The following is a 20,032-nucleotide window of genomic DNA, read 5'->3' as shown; positions in this document are numbered from 1 at the left end:
ATGCCTCTTCACACCACCGCGCTGGTCCTGTTCTCGGGCGGCCAGGATTCGACCACCTGCCTGGCCGATGCGCTGTCGAAGTACCAGCGCGTCGAAACGCTGGGCTTCGACTACGGCCAGCGCCACCGCGTGGAGCTCGACGTGCGCGGCACCGTGCTCGCCAAGCTGCGCGAGCGCTTTCCCGACTGGGCGCCGCGCCTCGGGCAGGATCACGTGCTCACGCTCGCCGCACTGGCGCAGCTCGGCGGCTCGTCGCTGACTGAAGAAGTCGCGTTCGAGATGCAGGCCGACGGCCTGCCGAACACCTTCGTGCCCGGGCGCAACCTGCTGTTCCTCACGCTCGCCGGCGCGCTTGCGTACCGGCGCGGGCTGCAGGTGATCGTCACCGGCGTCTGCGAGACCGACTTTTCAGGCTACCCCGACTGCCGCGACGACACCATGAAGGCGATGCAGCTCGCGCTGTCGCTCGGCCTGGAGCGGCGCCTGGTCATCGAGACGCCGCTGATGTGGATCGACAAGGCCGAGACCTGGCAGCTCGCGCATCGGCTGGGCGGCGCGCCGCTGGTCGACCTGATCGTCGAAGAAACCCACACCTGCTACCTCGGCGACCGCGCGCACCGCCAGGCCTGGGGCTACGGCTGCGGCGAATGCCCTGCCTGCGACCTGCGCAAGAAGGGCTGGGAGCGCTACGTGGCGGCGCCGGCCGGTGCGGCCGAGGGCGCGACCTCGACGGTGTAGCGCGCCGCGGCGCCTTCGGCGGTGTCGGGCACCAGCGTCCAGCGCTGGGTGTGGAACTCGCCCACCGCCGCGCGGTGCGCGATCGACACCATCGCACCGCCGCGGGCCTTCACCATTTGCGCGAGCCGCTGGTAGACCGTGCGCTCGGCCGTCGCGTCGAGCGCGCTCGTGATCTCGTCGGCGAAGATCCAGCGCGGCTTCTTGAGCAGCACGCGCGCGATCGCCAGCCGCTGCTGCTCGCCGCCCGAGAGCTTCTGGCTCCAGGCGTCGCTGTCGTCCAGCCGCACCGCCAGATCGGGCAGCAGCGCGTCGTCGAGCGCCTGGCGCAGTTCGGCGTCGCTGTATTTCGCGGCGTCCTCGGGATAGGCCAGCGCCTGGCGCAGCGGACCGTCGGGCACGTAGGGGCGCTGCGGCATGAACATCGCGTCGGCCGGAACCTGCACGCGGCCGCGCGCAAAGGGCCAGATTCCCGCGAAGGCGCGGAACAGCGTCGACTTGCCGCTGCCCGAGGGGCCCTGCACCAGCACGCTCTCGCCCGCGGCCGCCGAGAGCGCGGCGTCCGCGAGCAGCGGCCGGCCGGTCGGCAGGCTGAGCGAGAGGCCATCGGTGTGCAGCACCTCGGCGTCGCTGCGCTCCAGCGCGCGTGCCTGCTCGGTGCGCGCACGGATCGCGTCGTCGAAGCTCGTCAGGCGGTCGGCCGTGGCGCGCCAGGCGGCCACATTGTCGTAGTTGTCGACGAACCAGCTCAGCGAATCCTGCACGCGGCCGAAGGCGGTGGAGATCTGCATCAGCTGGCCGAGCTGGATCGCGCCGCTGAAGAAGCGCGGCGCCGCCACGATGAACGGGAAGATCACCGCCGCCTGGCTGAAGAAGGCCGTGAAGGTGACCAGGTTCTTCTGCTGCTTGATGAGCGCGAGGTAGTTGCGCAGCACAGAGCCGAAGCGCAGGTCGAGCTGGCCGCGCTCCACGGTCTCGCCGCGGTCGAGCGCGATCGCCTCGCTGTATTCGCGCACGCGCACCAGATGGTGCCGGAAGTCGGCCTCGAAGCGCTGCTGGCGGAAGTTGAGCCCGATCAGCGGCCGGCCGATGTAGTGGGTGATGACCGTGCCCACCACGCAGTAGACCAGCGCGAGCCAGACCATCGAGCCCGCGATCTCGTAGCTGCTGCCGCCGAATGGCAGCATCACCGTGCCCGACAGCCCCCACAGGATGCCGACGAAGCTCACCAGCGTGACCACCGCGTTGAGTAGGCCCATCGACAGCGTCATGGTCGCGCTCGTGAACAGGTGCATGTCTTCCTGGATCCGCTGGTCGGGGTTGTCGGGCGTGGTGCCGTCGCCCTTGGCATAGCGCGCGAGCTCGAGCTCGTAGAAGGTGCGGTTGGCCATCCAGCGGCCCAGGTAGCTGCGCGTCATCCAGGCGCGCCAGCGCAATTGCAGCAGCTGCGTCACGTAGAACTTGAGCACCTGCAGCGCGATGTTGAAGAACGCGAGGATGCCGAACACCTGGATCTCGCGCCAGAACACCGTGGCGTCCTTGTTCTGCAGCGCATCGTAGAAGCGCCCGTACCACTGGTTGAAGAGCACCAGCGCGTACACGTAGGCCAGGTTCAGCGCGACGATGGCCGCGAACATGGTCCGGGCGCGCCATTTCTCCTCGGAGCGGAAATAGGGCACCGCGAGCGCGAAGATGCGGCGCAGCACCTGGACGAAGCTTCGGGCGCGTTCATTGGCGGAAGATGACATGCAGGTTTTTCCTCGACAGGCGCTCGCGCGCGGGGACCGTGAGGGAGCGATCGTAGACAGATTTCTTAAGCCGCCCTGAAATGCGACAGCCGCAGCGGCGCGGTTGTGACAGCGGCGTGACGCGGATGACAAATCCTTGTCACATGGCGCTGCGAGCATCGCGCGTTCCAGGCCTTGCGCTGCGTACTTTCTTCCGCGTCTTCTTCTCGTCTTTCTGCCCACTCCTTCGAGGGACTCCCCCACCATGCTGCTTCGTTTCATCCGCCGCGCCGCCGTGCCCGCTGCCTTGCTCTCGCTGGCCTTTGCCGCCTCGGCCCAGGGCCGCACCGAACTGCTGGTCTACACCGCGCTCGAAGCCGACCAGATGCAGGCCTACAAGGCCGCCTTCGAAAAGGAGAATCCGTCCATCGCGCTGAAGTTCGTGCGCGACTCGACGGGCATCGTCACCGCCAAGCTGCTGGCCGAGAAGGCCAACCCCCAGGCCGACGTGGTGTGGGGCCTGGCCGCCACCTCGCTGATGCTGCTGGACAAGGAAGGCATGCTGCAACCTTACGCCCCCAAGGGCCTCGAGGCCGTCAAGCCCACGATGCGCGACCCCGCGAACCCGCCCAAGTGGGTCGGCATGAACGTGTGGTCGTCGGCCATCTGCTTCAACACCGTCGAGGCGCAGAAGAAGAACCTGCCCAAGCCCACCAGCTGGGCCGAACTCGTGAACCCGGTCTACAAGGGCCAGATCACCATGCCCAACCCGGCTGCGTCGGGCACCGGCTACCTGATGGTCTCGGGCTGGATCCAGATGATGGGCGAGGAGAACGCGTGGAAGTACATGGACGCGCTGCACCAGAACATCGGCATCTACAGCCAGTCGGGCAGCAAGCCCTGCCGCCAGGCCGGCGCCGGTGAGTTCGCGCTCGGCATGTCGTTCGAATACCGTGCCGACAAGACCAAGCGCGACGGCGCGCCGATCGACATCGTGCTGCCCAAGGAAGGCCTGGGCTGGGACATGGAGGCCACCGGCATCCTCAAGACCAGCAAGAAGCAGGACGCCGCCCGTGCGCTCGCCGACTGGGCCGTGACGAAGCAGGCCAACGCGCTCTACGCCAAGAACTTCGCGGTGCTCGCGCTGCCGGGCATCCAGGAGAAGCTCGAATTCGTGCCGGGCGACGTCGAGAAGCTGCTCGCCAAGAACGACTTCACCTGGGCCGCGGCCAACCGCGAGCGCATCCTCACCGAGTGGTCGAAGCGCTACGAATCGAAGTCGGAAAAGAAGCCGATGTGAGCCAGCGGACCGAGATGACCACCAGCTTCCTGTCCCTGCGCGGCATCGAAAAATCCTTCGGTGCCAGCCGCGTGCTCGACGGCATCGACCTCGACATCGAGCCGGGCGAGTTCGTCTGCCTGCTCGGGCCTTCGGGCTGCGGAAAGACCACGCTGCTGCGCATCGTCTGCGGCATCGAGCGCGCGGACCGCGGGCAGATCCTGCTCGGCGGCCAGGACATCGCGGGCCTGCCGCCCGCGGCGCGCAGCTTCGGCGTGGTGTTCCAGTCGTATGCGCTCTTTCCCAACCTCACGGCGGCGCAGAACATCGCGTATGGCCTGCATCCCACGGGCGCGCTCGCGCGCGAGATGGCCAAGCGTTCGCGCGAGATGCTCGACCTCGTTGGACTCACGGCGCATGCCGACAAATACCCGGTGCAACTCTCGGGCGGCCAGCAGCAGCGCGTGGCACTGGCGCGTGCGCTCGCGCCCAATCCACGGCTGCTGCTGCTCGACGAGCCGCTCTCGGCGCTCGACGCGCAGGTGCGCGCCAGCCTGCGCAGCGAGATCCGCGCGCTGCAGAAGCGCCTGGGCATCGTCACGATCATGGTCACGCACGACCAGGAAGAGGCGCTCTCGATGGCCGACCGCGTGGTGCTGATGCACGACGGGTGCATCGAGCAGGCCGGCACGCCCGACGAGCTCTACCGCCAGCCGCGCACCCGCTTCGTCGCGGGCTTCGTCGGCCGCATGAACATGCTGCCCGCGACCATCGTGGCCGACGGCAAGGTGCGCGTGCGCGACAGCGAGCTGTTCTGCACGCCGGGCCACCTCGGTGCCCTGGGCATCGGTTCGCAGGCCACCGTGGGCATCCGCCCCGAACACGTGGTGGTGAAGCGCTTCGGCACCGAGCTGGGTGCCAACAGCTTCGCAGCGCGCCTGCTCGACACGGAATTCTTCGGCAACCGCACCTCCGCGCGGCTGGCCTGCGAGCCGCTCGGCATCGAGATCGAGGCCGAGTTGCCGGCCGATGCGCGCTACGGCGGCGAGGAGCCCCTGGCCCCCAGCAGCATGGTGCACATCCAGCTGCCCTTGAATGCGCTGTCGGTCCTGGCGCACTGAAAAAGCATGAGCAGCAGCCCCCAGGCCATCGCCGTCATGCCGATGGCGATGCCGCGCAGCAGCGCGTTCGACCGCGAGCGCTGGCTCACCGGCGCGGCCGTGCTGGCGATGGTGGCGCTGCTGGTGCTGATCGTGGCGCTGCCGGTCGGTGCGCTCGTGGGCCAGAGCTTCTTCGACCGCACGGGCGCCTTCGTCGGCCTGGCCAACTTCGCGCGCTACCTCGACAGTCCGGCGCTCGTGCAGTCGGCATTCAACAGCGTCTGGATCGCGGCCGTGAGCGCGGTGGCCTGCACGACGCTGGCCTACGTGTACGCCTACGGCCTCACGCTCTCGTGCATGCCCGCCAAGGGCGTGCTGCGCGCGGTGGCGCTGGTGCCGCTGCTCGCGCCTTCGCTGCTGCCGGCCATCAGCCTCGTCTACCTCTTCGGCAACCAGGGCATCTTCAAGGGCCTCTTCGGCGACACGTCGATCTACGGACCGCTCGGCATCGTGCTGGGCTCGGTGTTCTGGACGCTGCCGCATGCGCTCCTGATCCTCACCACGGCCATGGCCACCTCCGACGGCCGGCTCTACGAGGCCGCGCAGACGCTCGGCGCCTCGCGCTGGCGCATGTTCCGCACCGTGACGCTGCCGTCGACGCGCTACGGGCTGATCGTGGCCGCGATGGTGGTGTTCGTGCTCGTCATCACCGACTTCGGCGTGCCCAAGGTGGTGGGTGGCCAGACCGGCGTGCTCGCCACCGACATCTACAAGCAGGTGGTCGGGCAGCAGAACTTCCAGATGGGCGCGGTGGTCGGGCTGGTGCTGCTGGTTCCGGCGCTGCTGTCGTTCCTGGTCGAACGGCATGTGCGCGGCAGGCAGTCGGCGGCGTTGTCCGCGCGCGCCACGCCCTATCGGCCCGAGCCGGTGGCCGCACGCGACCGGGCGCTTTTCGTGTTCTGCGCGCTCACCGCCTGCGCCATCCTCGTGATGATCGGCATGGCCGTGTTCGCATCGCTCGCGACCTACTGGCCCTACCAGCTCGCGCCCTCGCTGAAGAACTACGACTTCGGCAACATGGACGGCGGTGGCTGGGGCAGCTACTTCAACTCGTTGCGGCTCGCGCTCTGCGCGGCGGTGGCCGGCGCGCTGGCCACCTTCGTCTCGGCCTACTTGGTCGAGAAGCCGAGGCGCTTCGGCCTGCTGCGCGAACTGCTGAACCTGCTGGCCAACCTGCCGCTCGCGGTGCCCGGGCTGGTGCTCGGCGTGGGCTACATCTTCTTCTTCATCTCGCCTTCGAACCCGCTGCGCGCCATCTACGGCAGCATGACGATCCTGGTCGTCTGCACGGTGGCGCACTTCTTCTCGGTGGCGCACCTCACCGCGCTCACCGCGCTGCGCCAGCTCGACCGCGAGTACGAGCTGGTGTCGGAGTCGATGGGCGTGCCGTTCTGGCGCACGCTGTGGCGCGTGCACCTGCCGGTGGCGCTGCCGACGGTGCTGAACGTCGGCGGCTACTTCTTCGTCAACGCGATGACCACCGTGTCGGCCGTGGTCTTCCTCTATTCGCCACAGACTACGCTGGCCGCGATCGCGGTGCTCAACATGGACGACGCCGGCGACGTGGCGCCGGCCGCGGCGATGGCGTCGCTGATCATGCTCACGGCGGCGGTCGGCCGCGGGCTGTTCGCGCTCGCCGGGCGGTGGGCGCTGGCGCGCACGCAGCAGTGGCGGCAGCGCTGAAGGCCGGGCCTGGCGCGCTTGCGGCGGTGGCCGGATCGGGCTCACGTCCGACTTGACCGGGGGCGGCGCAGGCCTAGCATGCGGCCCATGCGAACCCTCTTGACCGCACTCTTCTTCTGCCTCGGCCTGCTGGCCGCCGGCTGCGACGACAAGCCCAAGCCCGGCGGGCCGATGCCCAAGGCCGCGGCGGTGTCGCTCGCCGCGCCTTCGCTGGCCTGATCCGGTCGCCGCGCGCGCCGCCATCGCGGCGGCGCGGTGCCTTCCTGCGCGATCTCGCCGCGCCTTGTATGCTCGACGCCCACGTTCGCGGCGCCCGGCGCATACAAGAGAGAACCACGATGGAGACCACGGCCGCAAGGCACCAGCCCGACTCCCGCTATGCCATGGTGCGGCTCGGGCTCACGCTGCTCGTCATGACGGTGGGCAGCAGCGGCATGTACGTGGTGTCGGTGATGCTGCCGTCGGTGCAGGCCGAGTTCGGCATCGCGCGCGCCGATGCCTCGCTGCCCTACACGCTGCTGATGCTGGGCTTCGGCATCGGCGGCGTGCTGATGGGCAAGCTCGCCGACCGCTTCGGCGTGATGTGGCCGCTGCTCGGCGGTGCGGTGTTTCTCGGGCTCGGCTACATCGCCTCGGGCCTGGCCGACGGCATCGTGTCGTTCACCATCGCGCAGACGCTGCTTGTGGGTCTGCTCGGCAGCTCCGTGGCCTTTGCGCCGCTGGTGGCCGACACCTCGCTCTGGTTCGTCAAGCGCCGCGGCATCGCGGTGGCCGTATGCGCGAGCGGCAACTACGTGGCCGGCGCGGTGTGGCCGCCGATCGTGCAGCACTTCATCGAGACGGTGGGCTGGCGCCAGACCTACATCGGCATGGGCGTCTTCTGCGGCCTCACGATGGTGGTGCTGGCCTTGTTCTTCCGCGCGCGACCGCCGATCGCGGCGGCTGCACCGGCCGGCACCGCGGCTGCCGGCAGCGCCGCGGTGCGCAATGCCCTCCGGCCTTTCGGGCTCAGCCTGGGCACCGCGCAAGGCCTGCTGTGCGTCGCTGGCGTGGCCTGCTGCGTGGCCATGGCGATGCCGCAGGTGCACATCGTGGCGTACTGCAGCGACCTGGGCTTCGGTGCCGCGCGCGGCGCGCAGATGCTGTCGCTGATGCTGGCCTTCGGCGTGGTGAGCCGGCTGGTGTCGGGGGCGATCTGCGATCGCATCGGCGGGCTGCGCACGCTGCTGCTCGGCGGCGCGCTGCAGTGCGTCGCGCTGCTGCTGTTCCTGCCCTTCGACGGACTGGTGCCGCTGTTCGTGGTGTCGGCGCTCTTCGGGCTGTTCCAGGGCGGCATCGTGCCGTCGTACGCGATCATCGTGCGCGAGCATTTCCCGGCGTCCGAGGCGGGCGCGCGCGTGGGCACGGTGCTGATGTTCACGCTGTTCGGCATGGCGCTCGGCGGATGGATGTCGGGCAAGGTGTTCGACCTCACCGGCAGCTACCACGCCGCCTTCCTCAACGGCATCGCGTGGAACCTGGTGAACGTGTCGATCGCGGCCATGCTGCTGTGGCGGGTGACGGTGATCGCAAGGCGGCAGAGTATATTCAAGCCGACCCACTGACCGCCGAACACCTGTTCCCATGCCCCAGCAGACCTCGTCGCCTTCCCGGCGGCCCGCCCGCGCCGCCGCGCGCCCCGCCATGCCCGAGGAGACCGCGGTGCGCGGCGGCGACACGCTGACCGACCAGGTCTACCAGCAGCTGCGCCAGTCGCTGATGACCGGCGCGCTGCTGCCCGAGCAGGTGCTCACCGTGCGTGGCGTCGCCGAGAATCAGGGGGTGAGCCTCACGCCCGTGCGCGAGGCGGTGCAGCGGCTGGTGGTGGAGCACGGGCTCGAAGTGGTCAATGGCCGCACGATCCGCGTGCCGCGGCTCGGTGTCGAGACCTACCGCGAGATCCTCAAGATCCGCATGGAACTCGAATGCCTGGCCGCGAAAGAGGCCGCGCCGCGCATCTCGAATGACGAGATCGAGCGGCTCGACGGCGTGATGCAGGCGCACCTGGCGGCGATCCAGGCCGGCGATGCGCACCGCACGCTGGTCCAGAACACTGAGTTCCATCTTTCGATATATCGCGCCTCGGGCCAGCCCATCCTGATCCGCATTATCGAAAGCCTGTGGTTGCGCGTGGGCCCCACGCTGAACCTGCTGTTTCCGCAGTACTGTGGCAGCCTCACAGGGCACGAGACGCATCGCGTGGCCATGGATGCACTGCGCCGGCGCGATGGCGACGCGCTGGGGCAGGCGATGCGCGACGACCTGACGCACGGGTCGCGCTACCTGATCCGGCTGCTCAAGCCCTGAAGTTGCGCGGGATTCGGGTTTCTGCGTACGCAGAATATATTCTGATCGCCTAAAGTGCGTGCCAGGCCCCCGGTGTGCGGGGCGCCAGTTCCTTGTTTGTTCAGGAAAGGCCGTCGCATGAAGCTGAATCTCTCCCGCCGCGAGTTCCATCTGGCGAGCGCCCACATGCTCGTCGCGTCGTCCGCCGGCGCGCTGTTGATGGGGGCTTCGGCGCCGGCCGCCGCGCAGGCGCGCGCGGTCCGGCTCGGCACCTTCGGTGCCATCGACGCGCAGAACTACATCCGTGCGAAGAACCTGGTGGCCAAGACCTTCGGCGCAGGCGTGAGTGCCGATTTCGTCACCGTGCGCGCCGGCTCCGAGGTGATCTCGGCGATGGCCGGCGGGAGCCTCGACATGTGCAACATCGGCTCGAGCCCCATGATGGTCGGCTACGCCAACGGGCTGAAGGCCTCGATGGTCTACGTCTACAAGAACATCGTCGACAGCGAATGCCTGGTGGTGCAGGGCCAATCGGGCATCACCACCGTGGCGGGCCTCAAGGGCAAGAAGATCGGCCTGCCGTTCAACACCTCGGTGCACTTCGCGGCGGTGGCCGCGCTCAAGACCGCGGGCCTGGGCCTTTCGGACGTACAGCTCATCAACATGCGCGCCGACCAGATCGCCTCGGCCTGGCAGCGCCGCGAAATCGATGCCAGCTACATCTGGGTGCCGGTGGTGCCGCGGCTCACCGACGACGGCGGCAAGATCATCTTCAAGACCGGCGACCTCAACAAGCAGGGCCTGGTGATCTTCGACGGCCTGCTGGTGCGCGACGAGTTCAAGCAGAAGTCGCCCGACCTGGTGCTGGCCTTCCTCAAGGACTACGAGCAGATCGCGCGCACCTTCAAGCAGGAGCCGAAGGAAGTGGTCGAGACGATGACCAAGTTCCTCAACGTCGACGAGGCCACGGTGATGCGCTCGCTCAACACCTTCTACCCGGTGCCCGCGCGCGAGCAGCTGACGAGCCAGTGGATGGGCAAGCCCGGCGAGAAGGACACGGGCGTGCTCAAGACGCTGCAGACGCAGGCGCAGTTCCTGTTCGAGGCGGGCCAGATCACGGCGATGCCGAAGGACCTGAGCGGGCTCGTCGATGCGAGCTTCGTCGCGAAGATGGCCGCCTGAGGCCATGGGAGCGGCACACACAGGAACGGCGCAGCCGGCGCCGGCCGCCGGCGCGCCCAAGGTTCGCTTCGAGGGCGTCTCCAAGCGCTTCGGCGACGGGCCCGATGCGGTGCAGGCGCTGGAGCCGATCACGCTCGACATCGCGCAGGGCGCCTTCACCTGCCTGCTCGGCCCCTCGGGCTGCGGCAAGAGCACGCTGCTGAACATCGTCGCGGGCTTCGAGCAGCCCACGGCCGGCCGCGTGCTGATGGACGGCCTGCCGGTGCGCGGCCCCGACCCGCGCCGCGGCGTGGTGTTTCAGCAGGGCGCGCTCTTCACCTGGATGCGGGTGATCGACAACGTGGCCTTCGGCCCGCTCGCCACCGGCAAACCGGCGGCCGAGGCCACGCGCATCGCGTCGCACTACCTCGAGATGGTCGGACTCACCGGCTTTGCGAAGCGCTACCCGTACGAGCTTTCGGGCGGCATGCAGCAGCGCGTCGGCATTGCGCGCGCGCTCGCCAATTCGCCCGAGATCCTGCTGATGGACGAGCCCTTCGCGGCGCTCGACGCGCAGACGCGCGAGCTGCTGCAGGAGGAGATCAAGCGCATCTGGCAGGAGACGCGCAAGACCGTGCTGTGGATCACGCACAGCATCGACGAGGCGCTGTTCCTCGCGACCGAGGTGGTCGTGATGTCGGCGCGGCCCGGGCGCATCAAGGCGACGTTTCATCCCACCTTTGCGCAGAGCGACGACCCGGCGGTGGTCGCGAGCGCCGAGTTCGCGCGCATGAAGGCCGAGATCTTCGGGCTGCTGCGCGAAGAGGCGCTGGCGGCGCAGCACCAGGAGGCGCAGCGATGAGCGGTGCATCCAACGCCCGCTCGGGCGCGCGCGGGCGCTCGCGCTGGATCAATCTGGGCTCGTTCGCCGTGCTGCTGGCGCTCTGGCTGCTGCTCACCGTGCCGCTGGTGGGCGACAAGCCCTTCGTCGCGCCGCTCTTCCTGCCGTCGCCGATGGCGGTGTGGCAGACCTTCTGGCAGCTGATGGAGAACGGCTACCAGGGCAAGACGCTCGCGCACCACCTGGGCATCAGCCTGTTCCGCTTCGGCGTGGCGTTTGGGCTCACCGTGCTGGTCGCGGTGCCGCTGGGCCTGTGGATGGGCATGAACGAAACGGTCAAGGCCGTGCTCGATCCGCCGATCGAGATCACGCGGCCGATGCCCAAGCTCGCGCTGCTGCCGCTTCTGATCATCTGGTTCGGCATCGGCGAAGTGTCGAAGATCGTGATCATCGTGCTCGCGCTGTTCCCGATCCTGTCGATCAGCTCGATGCAGGCGGTGCGCGCGGTGGGCCGCCGCAAGGTGCAGGCCGCGATGGCGCTCGGCGCGTCGCGCGCCATGATCTTCCGGCGTGTGATCTTCCCGGCGAGCCTGCCGGGCATCTTCACCGGCATCCGCGTGAGCATCGGCCTGGGCGTGACGATGTTGGTGGGCGCCGAGATGATCGCCACCAACGCGGGCATCGCGTACATGGCGATGTCGGCCTCCGACTTCCTGCTCACCAATGTCGTGATCGTCGGCGCGCTGATCATGGCGGTGCTCGGCTACCTGCTCGACCTGCTGGCGCGGGCGCTCGAAAACAAGGTCGTCCACTGGGGCGGCAAGGAAGGATGACTCACTCATGGCAATGACACTCCCGGCCAGCGGCACGCCCTGGCCCGAACTGCAGCGGCAGCTCAAGGAAGCCGGCGAAGGCGACGTGGACTGGCGCCGCGGCCGCGTGCCGATGTTCATCCACTACGCGGGCGAAGACGTGCTCGACGTGGCAAAGCAGGCCTACCTGATGTACTTCTCCGAGAACGGACTCGGGCCGCGCGCGTTCGCGAGCCTCGCGAAGTTCGAGCGCGAAGTCGTGGAGATGGGCCTGGGCCTGCTGCACGGCGGCCCCGAGGCGCGCGGCGCCATGACCACGGGCGGCACCGAGAGCATCTTCCTGGCGGTGAAGTGCGCGCGCGACCGCGCGCTGGCACGGCGGCCCGGCATGGGGCGGCCGCAGATCGTCATGCCGCACAGTGCGCACCCGGCCTTCGACAAGGCCGCGTACTTTCTCGGGCTCACGCCGGTGCGCACGCCGCTCGCGGCCGATTTTCGCGCCGACCCGGCGGCGATGCGCGCGGCGGTCACGCCCGACACCGCGATGGTCGTCGGCTCGGCGCCCGCGTTCCCGCACGGCGTGGTTGACCCCATTTCCGAGATTGCAGCGCTGGCGCGCGAACACGGCACCTGGATGCATGTCGATGCCTGCGTGGGCGGCTACTTTGCGCCGTTTGCGCGCGCGCTCGGCGCGGACGTTCCCGACTTCGACTTCGCGGTCGAGGGCGTCACCTCGATCTCGGCCGACCTGCACAAGTACGGCTACACCGCCAAGGGCGCGTCGACGCTGTTCTTCGCGGACCCCGATGCGTTCGCGCTGATGGGCTACTACTTCGACGACTGGCCGCGCGGCCAGTACTTCACGCACACGCTGGTGGGCACGCGCGCGGGCGGCGCCATCGCCGCGGCATGGGCGGTGATGAACTACCTGGGCCACGAAGGCTACCTGCGCGTGACCGAGCGCGTGCTCGCCACGCGGCGCGCGATGCAGCAGGGCCTCGACGCACTCGGCCTGCCCACGCTGGGCCGGCCCCAGCTGTCGATCTTCGCCTTCGGTTCGCCCACGCGCGACATGGGCGCGATCGGCCACGGGCTCGGCGAGCGCGGCTGGACCGTGGGCTACGTGCAGCAGCCCGCGGGCATCCACCACATGCTCAACCTCACGCACGAGCCCGTCGTCGGGCAGTACCTGGCCGACGTGGCCGCGGTGCTGCGGGACCCGGCGACGCTGGCGAACGGGAATGCGCCCGAGGTGAAGGCGCAATACTGAGGTTGTGAAGTTCAGCGTTCGCCCAGGCCCATGGCCGGGTCGCTGACCGAATGCCGGCCGGTCTCGACGCGGCCCGCGAAACGGCGCGCCCAGGACGCGTCGGCATCGCACGTCACGACGAAGTCATACCAGGCGCCGCTCGAAGCCAGGTCCCAGTGCTGCTCGGCCTTGCCGCCGGGCTGCACCGTCGTGGTCCACGGGCCGTCCTCGCGGTAGGCCTTGGCGCGCGCCGTGAACCTGCAGGCCCTCGCGCCCGTGTTGCGCATCTCGAGGTACACGTTGCCGTTGGCGATGTCGTAGCACACGCGCACCTCGGGGCTCGACGCATCGGCGACGCGCAAGCTGCCGAGGTCGCCCTTGAAGTGGCGGTGAAAGCCGTTGGGGCCGAGCAGCCAGAGGTCGTAGAAGCCGCTGTTGTCGCGGCCCGCCGTCCACACATCGTCGAGCGTCTTGCCGGCCTCGAGCATGTAGCGGCGCGGGAGCCGGTCGAGGTTGAGCTTGTCGTACACGTGGAACACCGCGGCCGCAGTGCCGGTGTTCGCCATCAGCAACTGCAGCGTGCCGTCGAGCGGCGCCACGCGCGCACTGGCGTGCAGCTCGTACGGCAGCGCGCGCGAAGGCCGCGTGCCGCTGGCCTGGCGCGGCAACTGCGGGTCGAGCGGCAGCGGCACGTGGTCCAGCTTCTCCTGGTTGACGCGGATCTGGTCGGCCTCGGTGCGGCTGACGCGGCCAGCCAGCGCGGGCAGCGGCTCGTCGTTGGGTGTGGCGAAGTTGAAGGCGCTCGTGAGGTCGCCGCACACCGCGCGGCGGAACGCGCTGATGTTCGGCTCCTGCACGCCGAAGCGCGCCTCGATGAAGCGCAGCACCGAGGTGTGGTCGAAGGCCTGCGAATTGACCCAGCCGCCGCGGCTCCAGGGCGAGATCACGTACATCGGCACGCGCGGGCCGGGGCCGTACACGCGGCCGTCGGGTGTGGGCTGCTTGGTGCTGCCGATCGGCGCGGGCTGGGTGAAGTACTCGGGGAGCAGTGCGCTGTCGGACAGCGTGGTCTTGCCCGCGGGCGTGCCGTCGGGATTGATCGAGGGCGGCGACGGCGAGGGCACGTGGTCGAAGTAGCCGTCGTTCTCATCGAAATTGACGATCAGCACGGTCTTGCTCCAGACCTCGGGCACGGCGGTGAGCGCGTCCAGCACCTCCTGCACGAACCAGGCGCCCTGCACCGGGCTCGACGGCCCGGGGTGCTCGCAGTAGATCGACGGCGCGCTCATCCAGGCGACCTGCGGCAGCGTGCCTTCGCGCACGTCGCGTCGAAAGGCGTCGAGGTAGTCCTCGGGGCAGGTGCCCGGCAGCGTGTTCGCGATGCCCTTGTACAACGGGCTCCTGGCGTCGTCGGTGGTGCGGTCGTAGGCCTTGTAGGGCAGCGGCTGGCCGGTGTTCGCGTAGGGCTTGTTGGGTTCGCCGCCGCTCGACACCGGATAGCCCGAGTCGACGTTGGCCTGGCGGAACTGCCGGAAAGCGCCGAGCATGTTGTCGCCCCATTCGTCGGGCATGTTCTGGTAGCTGATCCAGCGCACGCCCGCTTCCTCGAGGCGCTCGGCATAGGTCTTCCAGGTGTAGCCCACGTTGGGCGAGTCGGGCAGGCCGCTGATCCAATCCCACTCGTTGGTCACGAAGGCGGTGTTGGAGGCGGTCGGTCCGTTGGTGCCGGTCAGGTGAAAGGCCCGGTTCGCATCGGTGCCGGTGTGCATGCTGCAGTGGTAGGCATCGCAGAGCGTGAAGGCGTTCGCCAGCGCGAACTGGAACGGCACCTCGGCTTGCTTGTGGTAGCCCATCGACTGGCTGGTCTTGTAGCGCGCCCATTGGTGCATGCGCCCGCCGTCCCAGGCGTCCTGGCTGTCGGCCCAGTCGTGCGGCGTGCCGCCGTCGCGCTGGGCATTGCCTTTGGAACTGTCGAGGTGGTAGGGCAACACGGTGTTGCCGGTGGCATCGCTCTGCTGCCAGACGTTCATGCCCTTGGGCAGCGGAATGGTGAAGCGGTCGCCGAAGCCGCGAACGCCCATGAGCGTGCCGAAGTAGTGGTCGAACGAACGGTTCTCCTGCATCAAGATGACGATGTGCTCGACGTCGTTGAGGGTGCCCGTCTTGTTGTTGGCGGGGATGGCGAGCGCGCGGCGGATGCTCGGGGGAAAGGCCGAGAGCGCGAGCGCAGCGGCACCGGTGGCGGCGCTGCCGGTGAGGAACTTGCGGCGGGTGGTCATGTCGGTCGCGCGCCTCACAGGTCGCCCATGCCCATGGCCGGGTCGCTGACCGTGTGGCGGCCGGTTTCCACGCGACCCGCGAACCGGCGCTGCCAGCCGGGATCGGTATCGCATGTCACGACGAAGTCGTACCAGGCGCCGCTCGACGCCAGATCCCAGTGCAGCTCGGCCTTGCTGCCGCCTTGCACCGTGGCCGTCCACGGACCATCGTCGCGGTAGGCCTTGGCGCGCACCGTGAACTTTGCGGGGCTGCCGCCGCCGTTCAGCATCTCGAGGTACACGTTGCCGTTCGCGATGTCGTAGCACACGCGCACTTCGGGCAGGGCGGCGCCCCCGGCGCGCACGCGGCCCAGGTCGCCCTTGAAGTGGCGATGGAAGCCGTTGGGCCCGAGCACCCAGAGGTCGTAGAAGCCGCTGTCGTCGGCCATCGCATTCCACGCGTCATCGAGTGTCTTGCCGGCCTCGACCATGAAGCGGCGCGGCAGGCGGTCGAGGTGCAGCTTGTCGTAGACGTGGAACACGGCAGCGGCGGTGCCGGTGTTGGCGAACACCAGCCGCACCGTGCCGGCGACCACGTCGCTGCGCGCACTGGTGTGCAGCTCGTAGGGGAGTGCCCGCGAAGGCCTTGTGCCGCTCGCCTGGCGCGGGCGTTGCGGGTCGAGCGGCAGCGGCACCTGTGCGAGCTTTTCCTGGTCGCTGCGCAACTGGTCGGCCGCGTTGCGCGTGGTGCGGCCGGCGAGCGCGGGCAGCGGCTCGTCGTTCGGGGTGGCGAAGTTGAAGGCGCTCGTGAGGTCGCCGCACACCGCGCGGCGGAACGCGCTGATGTTCGGCTCCTGCACGCCGAAGCGCGCCTCGATGAAGCGCAGCACCGAGGTGTGGTCGAAGGCCTGCGAATTGACCCAGCCGCCGCGGCTCCAGGGCGAGATCACGTACATCGGCACACGCGGGCCGGGGCCGTACACGCGGCCGTCGGGCGCGGGCTGGCTGCTGGTGCCCGGCGGCTTCGGATGGTTGAAGTACTCGGGCGCAAGCACCTCGATCGGCAGCGTGGTCTTGCCTGCGGGTGTGCCGTCGGGGTTGATCGAGGGCGCGGCCGGCGAGGGGTAGTGGTCGAAGTAGCCGTCGTTCTCGTCGAAGTTGATCAACAGCACCGTCTTGCTCCACACCTCGGGCACGGCGGTGAGCGCGTCGAGCGTTTCCTGGATGTACCAGGCGCCCTGCACCGGGCTCGACGGTCCCGGGTGCTCGGAGTAGGTGGCGGGCGCGATGAGCCACGAGACCTGCGGCAGCTTGCCGCCTTTGATGTCCTGACGGAACTGTTCGAGGAAGCCGCCGTCGCCCATGGTGTTGGCAATGCCCTTGTAGAGCGGATTGCTGGCGTCGTCGCTGGCCGGGTCGTACACCGGCGAGGCAATGCTCGAACTGTTGCTGACGGGCTTGCCCGAAGCCTCGTTGGCCAGGCGGTATTGCTTGAAGCCCGCGAGCGGGTTGTCGCCGAAGTTCTCGGGCATGTTCTGGTAGACGATCCAGCTGACCTTGGCCTCCTGCAGGCGTTCGGGGTAGGTCTTCCATTCGTAGCCCGTGGCCGAGCTGTCGATCGAGTCCCACTCGTTGTTCACCGTGGCCACGCCCGCGCCCGTGGGGCCGTTGGTGCCGGTCCAGTGGAACATGCGGTTCGAGTTGGTGCCGGTGTGCATGCTGCAGTGGTAGGCGTCGCACAGCGTGAAGGCATTGGCCAGTGCGAACTGGAACGGCAGTTCCGCCTCCCGGAGGTATCCCATCGATTGCGTGAAAGGCGCCGTGTCGGTTTTCTTGTACTTGACCCACTCGTGCATGCGTCCGCCGGCCCATGCATCCTGGCCGTCGCTCCAGCTGTGCGGCGTACCGGTCACGCGCTGGGCATTGCCCTTCGAATCGTCGAGGTGATAGGGCAGCACTTCCTTGCCTGCATCGTCGAGCTGCTGCCAGACGCCGCGCCCTTCGGGCAGCGGAATGGTGAAGCGGTCGCCGAAGCCGCGCACGCCCATGAGCGTGCCGAAGTACTGGTCGAACGAGCGGTTCTCCTGCATGAGGATGACGATGTGCTCGACGTCCTTGAGAGTGCCGGTCTTGTTGCTGGCGGGAATGGCGAGGGCGCGGCGGATGCTCGGCGGAAAGGCCGAGAGCGCGAGCGCGGCGGCACCGGTGGTGGCGGTGCCGGTCAGGAATTTGCGGCGAGAAGGCATGGTCATCGGGGTGCGTCCTGGGCGTTGTTCTTGATCGATTCCAGGCGCACTCAAGGGGCGCAGCGCATCACCGGCTCGGGCGTGGCCGGCGGAGTGGGCGTGGGTTCCGGATTGCCCACCACGGGCAGGCCGCCGAAGAAGCCGCCGCCGCCGCCGTTGCCGCCACCACAGGCGCACAGCAGGCAGGCCAGGAAGAGCGCCGGAACGAGGCGCGGCAAATGAAGTGGGCGTGGACGCTGCATGGGGTTCCTTTGGCTCGTGTCGGTTCGCACAAAAAAAAGCGCCCGCGCAAGGACGTTGCGCGGACAGCGTCAAAGACTAGGGCGAAGCCATGACGTCACGGTGAATCGGCCGTGACAAAGCCAGCGCGGGCGCAGGCCGGCGCGTTCGGGCGTTCGGGGGCAGGCCCCTACTTTTCGTTGCTGATGCCGCTCGACACGTGGCCCGCGGGCACGTGGCGTGCCGCGGCATCGACGTGGCCGGTCTGGTCGTCGAAGAAGAAGTCGGGCTCGAACTCGCGCAGGAATTCGCCCTTCGGCAGGCCGCCGAGGAACATCGCTTCGTCGACGCGGATGTTCCAGTTCATGAGCGTGCGGATCGCGCGCTCGTGCGCAGGGGCGCTGCGGGCGGTGACGAGCGCGGTGCGGATGCGCATCTGCGCATTGCCCGCCAGCTGCAGGCGGTGCAGCGCCATGAGCAGCGGCTTGAACGGCCCTTCGGGCAGCGGCAGATCGGCCTTGCTGAGTTCATGCGCCTGGAAGGCGTCGAGGCCTTCGGACTGGAACACGCGCTCGGCTTCGTCAGAGAACAGCACGGCGTCGCCGTCGAAGGCGATGCGCACTTCGTTGGGCCAGGCATCGCTGGCCTTGACCGACTCGACCAGCACCCGCGCGGCCGGAAAGCCCGCGCCGAGCGCCTCGCGCACGTCCTGCGCATTGACCGACAGGAACAGGTGCGCGCGCAGCGGCCGCAGGTAGCCGAAAGGCGGGCGGCCTTGGGTGAACACGCCGCGCTGCAGCTTGATCTCGGCCGCCGCGCTGGAGCGGAAGATGCGCATGCCCGAGACCGGGTCGTTGCGCGACAGGATCACGACCTCGACGCGCTGGACACCGTCGTCGTTGAAGCGCAGCAGCTTGCGGATCAGCGAGTACGCGATGCCGGGTGCGGCCGGCACGTCGAGCCGCTCGAGCTGCAGCTTCATGTAGCCCGTGTCGTCGCCCGATTCGAAAACCAGGTTTTCTTCTTCGAGGTTGAACAGGGCGCGCGAGGAGATCGCGACCACGAGCTTGTCTTCGAGGGTGACGGGCATGGCGCTACTTGACGAACTGGTTGAGCTGGATGATAGGCAGCATCACCGCGAGCACGATCAGCATGACCACGCCACCCATCGCCACGATCAGCAGCGGCTCGAGGATGGTGGCCAGGTGCATGGCGCGGCGCTGCACCTCGGCACCGAGCTGGTTGGCGGCGCGCTGCAGCATCAGGGGCAGCGTGCCGGTCTGTTCGCCGAGCCGCGCGAACATCGAGACCAGGCCGGGGAAGCGCTTCTTTTGCGCCAGGGCCGACGCGAGCGGTGCGCCTTCGCGCACCAGCACCAGCGCGTCGAGCGCATCGGCGCGCATGGCGCGGTTGCTCAGCGTTTCGGCGGCGGCCTGCAGCGCGCGCAGGATCGGCACCCCCGCGGTCGCGAGCATGGCGAGTGTGCTGGCGAAGCGCGCGGCGTTGTAGCCGCGGGCGAGCTTGCCGACCAGCGGCAGGTTGAGCCACGCCGCATCGAACTTCAGACGAAAGGCTTCCTGCGCCAAGGCGATGCGCACGGCGATGGTGGCCAGCACCACGCCGCCGAGCATCCACCATCCGTAGCTGCGCACGGCGGCGCTCAGCGAGAGCATCACGGTGGTGAGAAAAGGCAATGAGCGCTTGGTGCCCGCGAACACCTGCGCCACCTGCGGCACCACATAGCTCACGAGAAAGATCACGATCACGATCGCCACCAGCGTGACGATGGCCGGATAGAGCGCCGCGCCGACGAGCTTCTGCTGCAGCGCTTGCCGTTCCTCGAGGTCGTCGGCAAGCCGGTCGAGCACGAGGCCGAGATTGCCGCTCTGCTCGCCCGCGCCGATCACGGCCGTGTAGATGGGCGAGAACTCGCGCGGATGTGCGGACAGGGCGCGTGCGAACGGGGAACCCGCATTGACCTCGGCGCGCAGCGATGCGACGAGGTTCCGCTGCGGCTCGGTCTCGGCTTCGTCGGTGAGCGCGGTCAGCGCGCGTTCGAGCGGGAGGCCCGAGGAGACGAGGCCAGCGAGCTGGCGCGTCCAGACCGCGAGGCCGGTGGAATTGAAGACGCGCTTGCCGCCGCCGAGCCAGCGCCCGAGGCCGCTCGGCCGGCCATTGGCATCGAGCGCCTCGCCGCCGACCGGCTTGACCGACAGCGGGATGAGCGACTGCGCACGCAGCATGCTGCGCGCGCTGCGCGCGGTGTCGGCCTCGAGCACGCCTTCGCGCGACTGGCCGGCAGCATCGATGGCTTCGAAGGAATAGGCGGGCATGGCG

Annotated in this window: 17 protein-coding genes; 11 read left to right on the top strand and 6 right to left on the bottom strand. The window is 68.8% G+C overall.

Going from position 1 to position 20,032, the window contains the following annotated elements; translation table 11 throughout:
* Entirely contained in the window at nt 1-738 is a 738-nt protein-coding gene (gene queC, locus AC3A6J_RS22700; protein ID WP_487862258.1) for a 7-cyano-7-deazaguanine synthase QueC, read from the top strand.
* On the opposite strand, the gene AC3A6J_RS22695 is transcribed toward queC, so the two are convergent.
* The gene (locus tag AC3A6J_RS22695; protein WP_487862257.1) at nt 687-2,483 is read right to left on the bottom strand and encodes an ABC transporter ATP-binding protein/permease; all 1,797 of its coding nucleotides are present in this window, start codon (nt 2,481-2,483) and stop codon (nt 687-689) included. The two genes, queC and AC3A6J_RS22695, sit on opposite strands and share 52 nt — an antisense overlap.
* Nucleotides 2,484-2,727: 244 nt before the next feature.
* Here AC3A6J_RS22695 and AC3A6J_RS22690 point away from each other — a divergent pair, with 244 nt between their 5' ends.
* From AC3A6J_RS22690 to AC3A6J_RS22645, 10 genes are all read left to right on the top strand, one after another.
* Nucleotides 2,728-3,762, top strand: coding sequence for a putative 2-aminoethylphosphonate ABC transporter substrate-binding protein (locus AC3A6J_RS22690; RefSeq protein ID WP_487862256.1), 1,035 nt, complete (start codon nt 2,728-2,730; stop codon nt 3,760-3,762).
* Between the two features lie 14 nt (nt 3,763-3,776).
* A complete protein-coding gene (locus AC3A6J_RS22685; RefSeq protein ID WP_487862307.1) occupies nt 3,777-4,862 on the top strand; it encodes an ABC transporter ATP-binding protein in 1,086 nt (361 codons plus the stop codon).
* A gap of 6 nt (nt 4,863-4,868) precedes the next feature.
* Entirely contained in the window at nt 4,869-6,584 is a 1,716-nt protein-coding gene (locus AC3A6J_RS22680) for a putative 2-aminoethylphosphonate ABC transporter permease subunit (protein ID WP_487862255.1), read from the top strand.
* Between the two features lie 87 nt (nt 6,585-6,671).
* Nucleotides 6,672-6,803 (top strand): hypothetical protein, encoded by a 132-nt coding sequence (locus tag AC3A6J_RS22675; protein ID WP_487862254.1) that lies wholly within the window; start codon nt 6,672-6,674, stop codon nt 6,801-6,803.
* Between the two features lie 119 nt (nt 6,804-6,922).
* Nucleotides 6,923-8,188, top strand: coding sequence for an MFS transporter (locus AC3A6J_RS22670; RefSeq protein ID WP_487862253.1), 1,266 nt, complete (start codon nt 6,923-6,925; stop codon nt 8,186-8,188).
* Between the two features lie 19 nt (nt 8,189-8,207).
* The gene (locus tag AC3A6J_RS22665; RefSeq protein WP_487862252.1) at nt 8,208-8,930 is read left to right on the top strand and encodes a GntR family transcriptional regulator; all 723 of its coding nucleotides are present in this window, start codon (nt 8,208-8,210) and stop codon (nt 8,928-8,930) included.
* 117 nt (nt 8,931-9,047) lie between these two features.
* Nucleotides 9,048-10,091: a taurine ABC transporter substrate-binding protein gene (locus tag AC3A6J_RS22660; RefSeq protein WP_487862251.1), complete on the top strand. Its 1,044-nt coding sequence runs from the start codon at nt 9,048-9,050 to the stop codon at nt 10,089-10,091.
* 4 nt (nt 10,092-10,095) lie between these two features.
* Nucleotides 10,096-10,932, top strand: a complete 837-nt coding sequence (locus tag AC3A6J_RS22655; RefSeq protein ID WP_487862250.1) for an ABC transporter ATP-binding protein — start codon at nt 10,096-10,098, stop codon at nt 10,930-10,932.
* Nucleotides 10,929-11,744 carry an ABC transporter permease gene (locus AC3A6J_RS22650; RefSeq protein WP_487862249.1) on the top strand — a complete coding sequence of 272 codons (816 nt, stop codon included), beginning with the start codon at nt 10,929-10,931 and terminating at the stop codon, nt 11,742-11,744. Before AC3A6J_RS22655 ends, AC3A6J_RS22650 begins: the two co-directional genes overlap by 4 nt.
* Nucleotides 11,745-11,751: 7 nt before the next feature.
* Nucleotides 11,752-12,993, top strand: coding sequence for a pyridoxal phosphate-dependent decarboxylase family protein (locus AC3A6J_RS22645; protein ID WP_487862248.1), 1,242 nt, complete (start codon nt 11,752-11,754; stop codon nt 12,991-12,993).
* Nucleotides 12,994-13,004: 11 nt separating this feature from the next.
* On the opposite strand, the gene AC3A6J_RS22640 is transcribed toward AC3A6J_RS22645, so the two are convergent.
* The 5 genes from AC3A6J_RS22640 to gspF form a co-directional block, all read right to left on the bottom strand.
* Nucleotides 13,005-15,251, bottom strand: coding sequence for a phosphocholine-specific phospholipase C (locus tag AC3A6J_RS22640; RefSeq protein WP_487862247.1), 2,247 nt, complete (start codon nt 15,249-15,251; stop codon nt 13,005-13,007).
* A 14-nt stretch (nt 15,252-15,265) separates the two neighbouring features.
* Nucleotides 15,266-17,476, bottom strand: coding sequence for a phosphocholine-specific phospholipase C (locus AC3A6J_RS22635; protein ID WP_487862306.1), 2,211 nt, complete (start codon nt 17,474-17,476; stop codon nt 15,266-15,268).
* A 50-nt stretch (nt 17,477-17,526) separates the two neighbouring features.
* A complete protein-coding gene (locus AC3A6J_RS22630; protein ID WP_487862246.1) occupies nt 17,527-17,718 on the bottom strand; it encodes a hypothetical protein in 192 nt (63 codons plus the stop codon).
* Between the two features lie 167 nt (nt 17,719-17,885).
* Nucleotides 17,886-18,785, bottom strand: coding sequence for a 5'-nucleotidase (locus AC3A6J_RS22625; protein WP_487862245.1), 900 nt, complete (start codon nt 18,783-18,785; stop codon nt 17,886-17,888).
* A gap of 4 nt (nt 18,786-18,789) precedes the next feature.
* Entirely contained in the window at nt 18,790-20,028 is a 1,239-nt protein-coding gene (gspF, locus tag AC3A6J_RS22620) for a type II secretion system inner membrane protein GspF (protein ID WP_487862244.1), read from the bottom strand.
* Between the last annotated feature and the right edge of the window lie 4 nt (nt 20,029-20,032).

This window comes from Variovorax sp. Soil_C_39 (assembly GCF_057656815.1).
The sequence above is the reverse complement of the archived record's forward strand: the minus strand, read 5'-3'. Positions and strand labels throughout refer to the sequence as shown.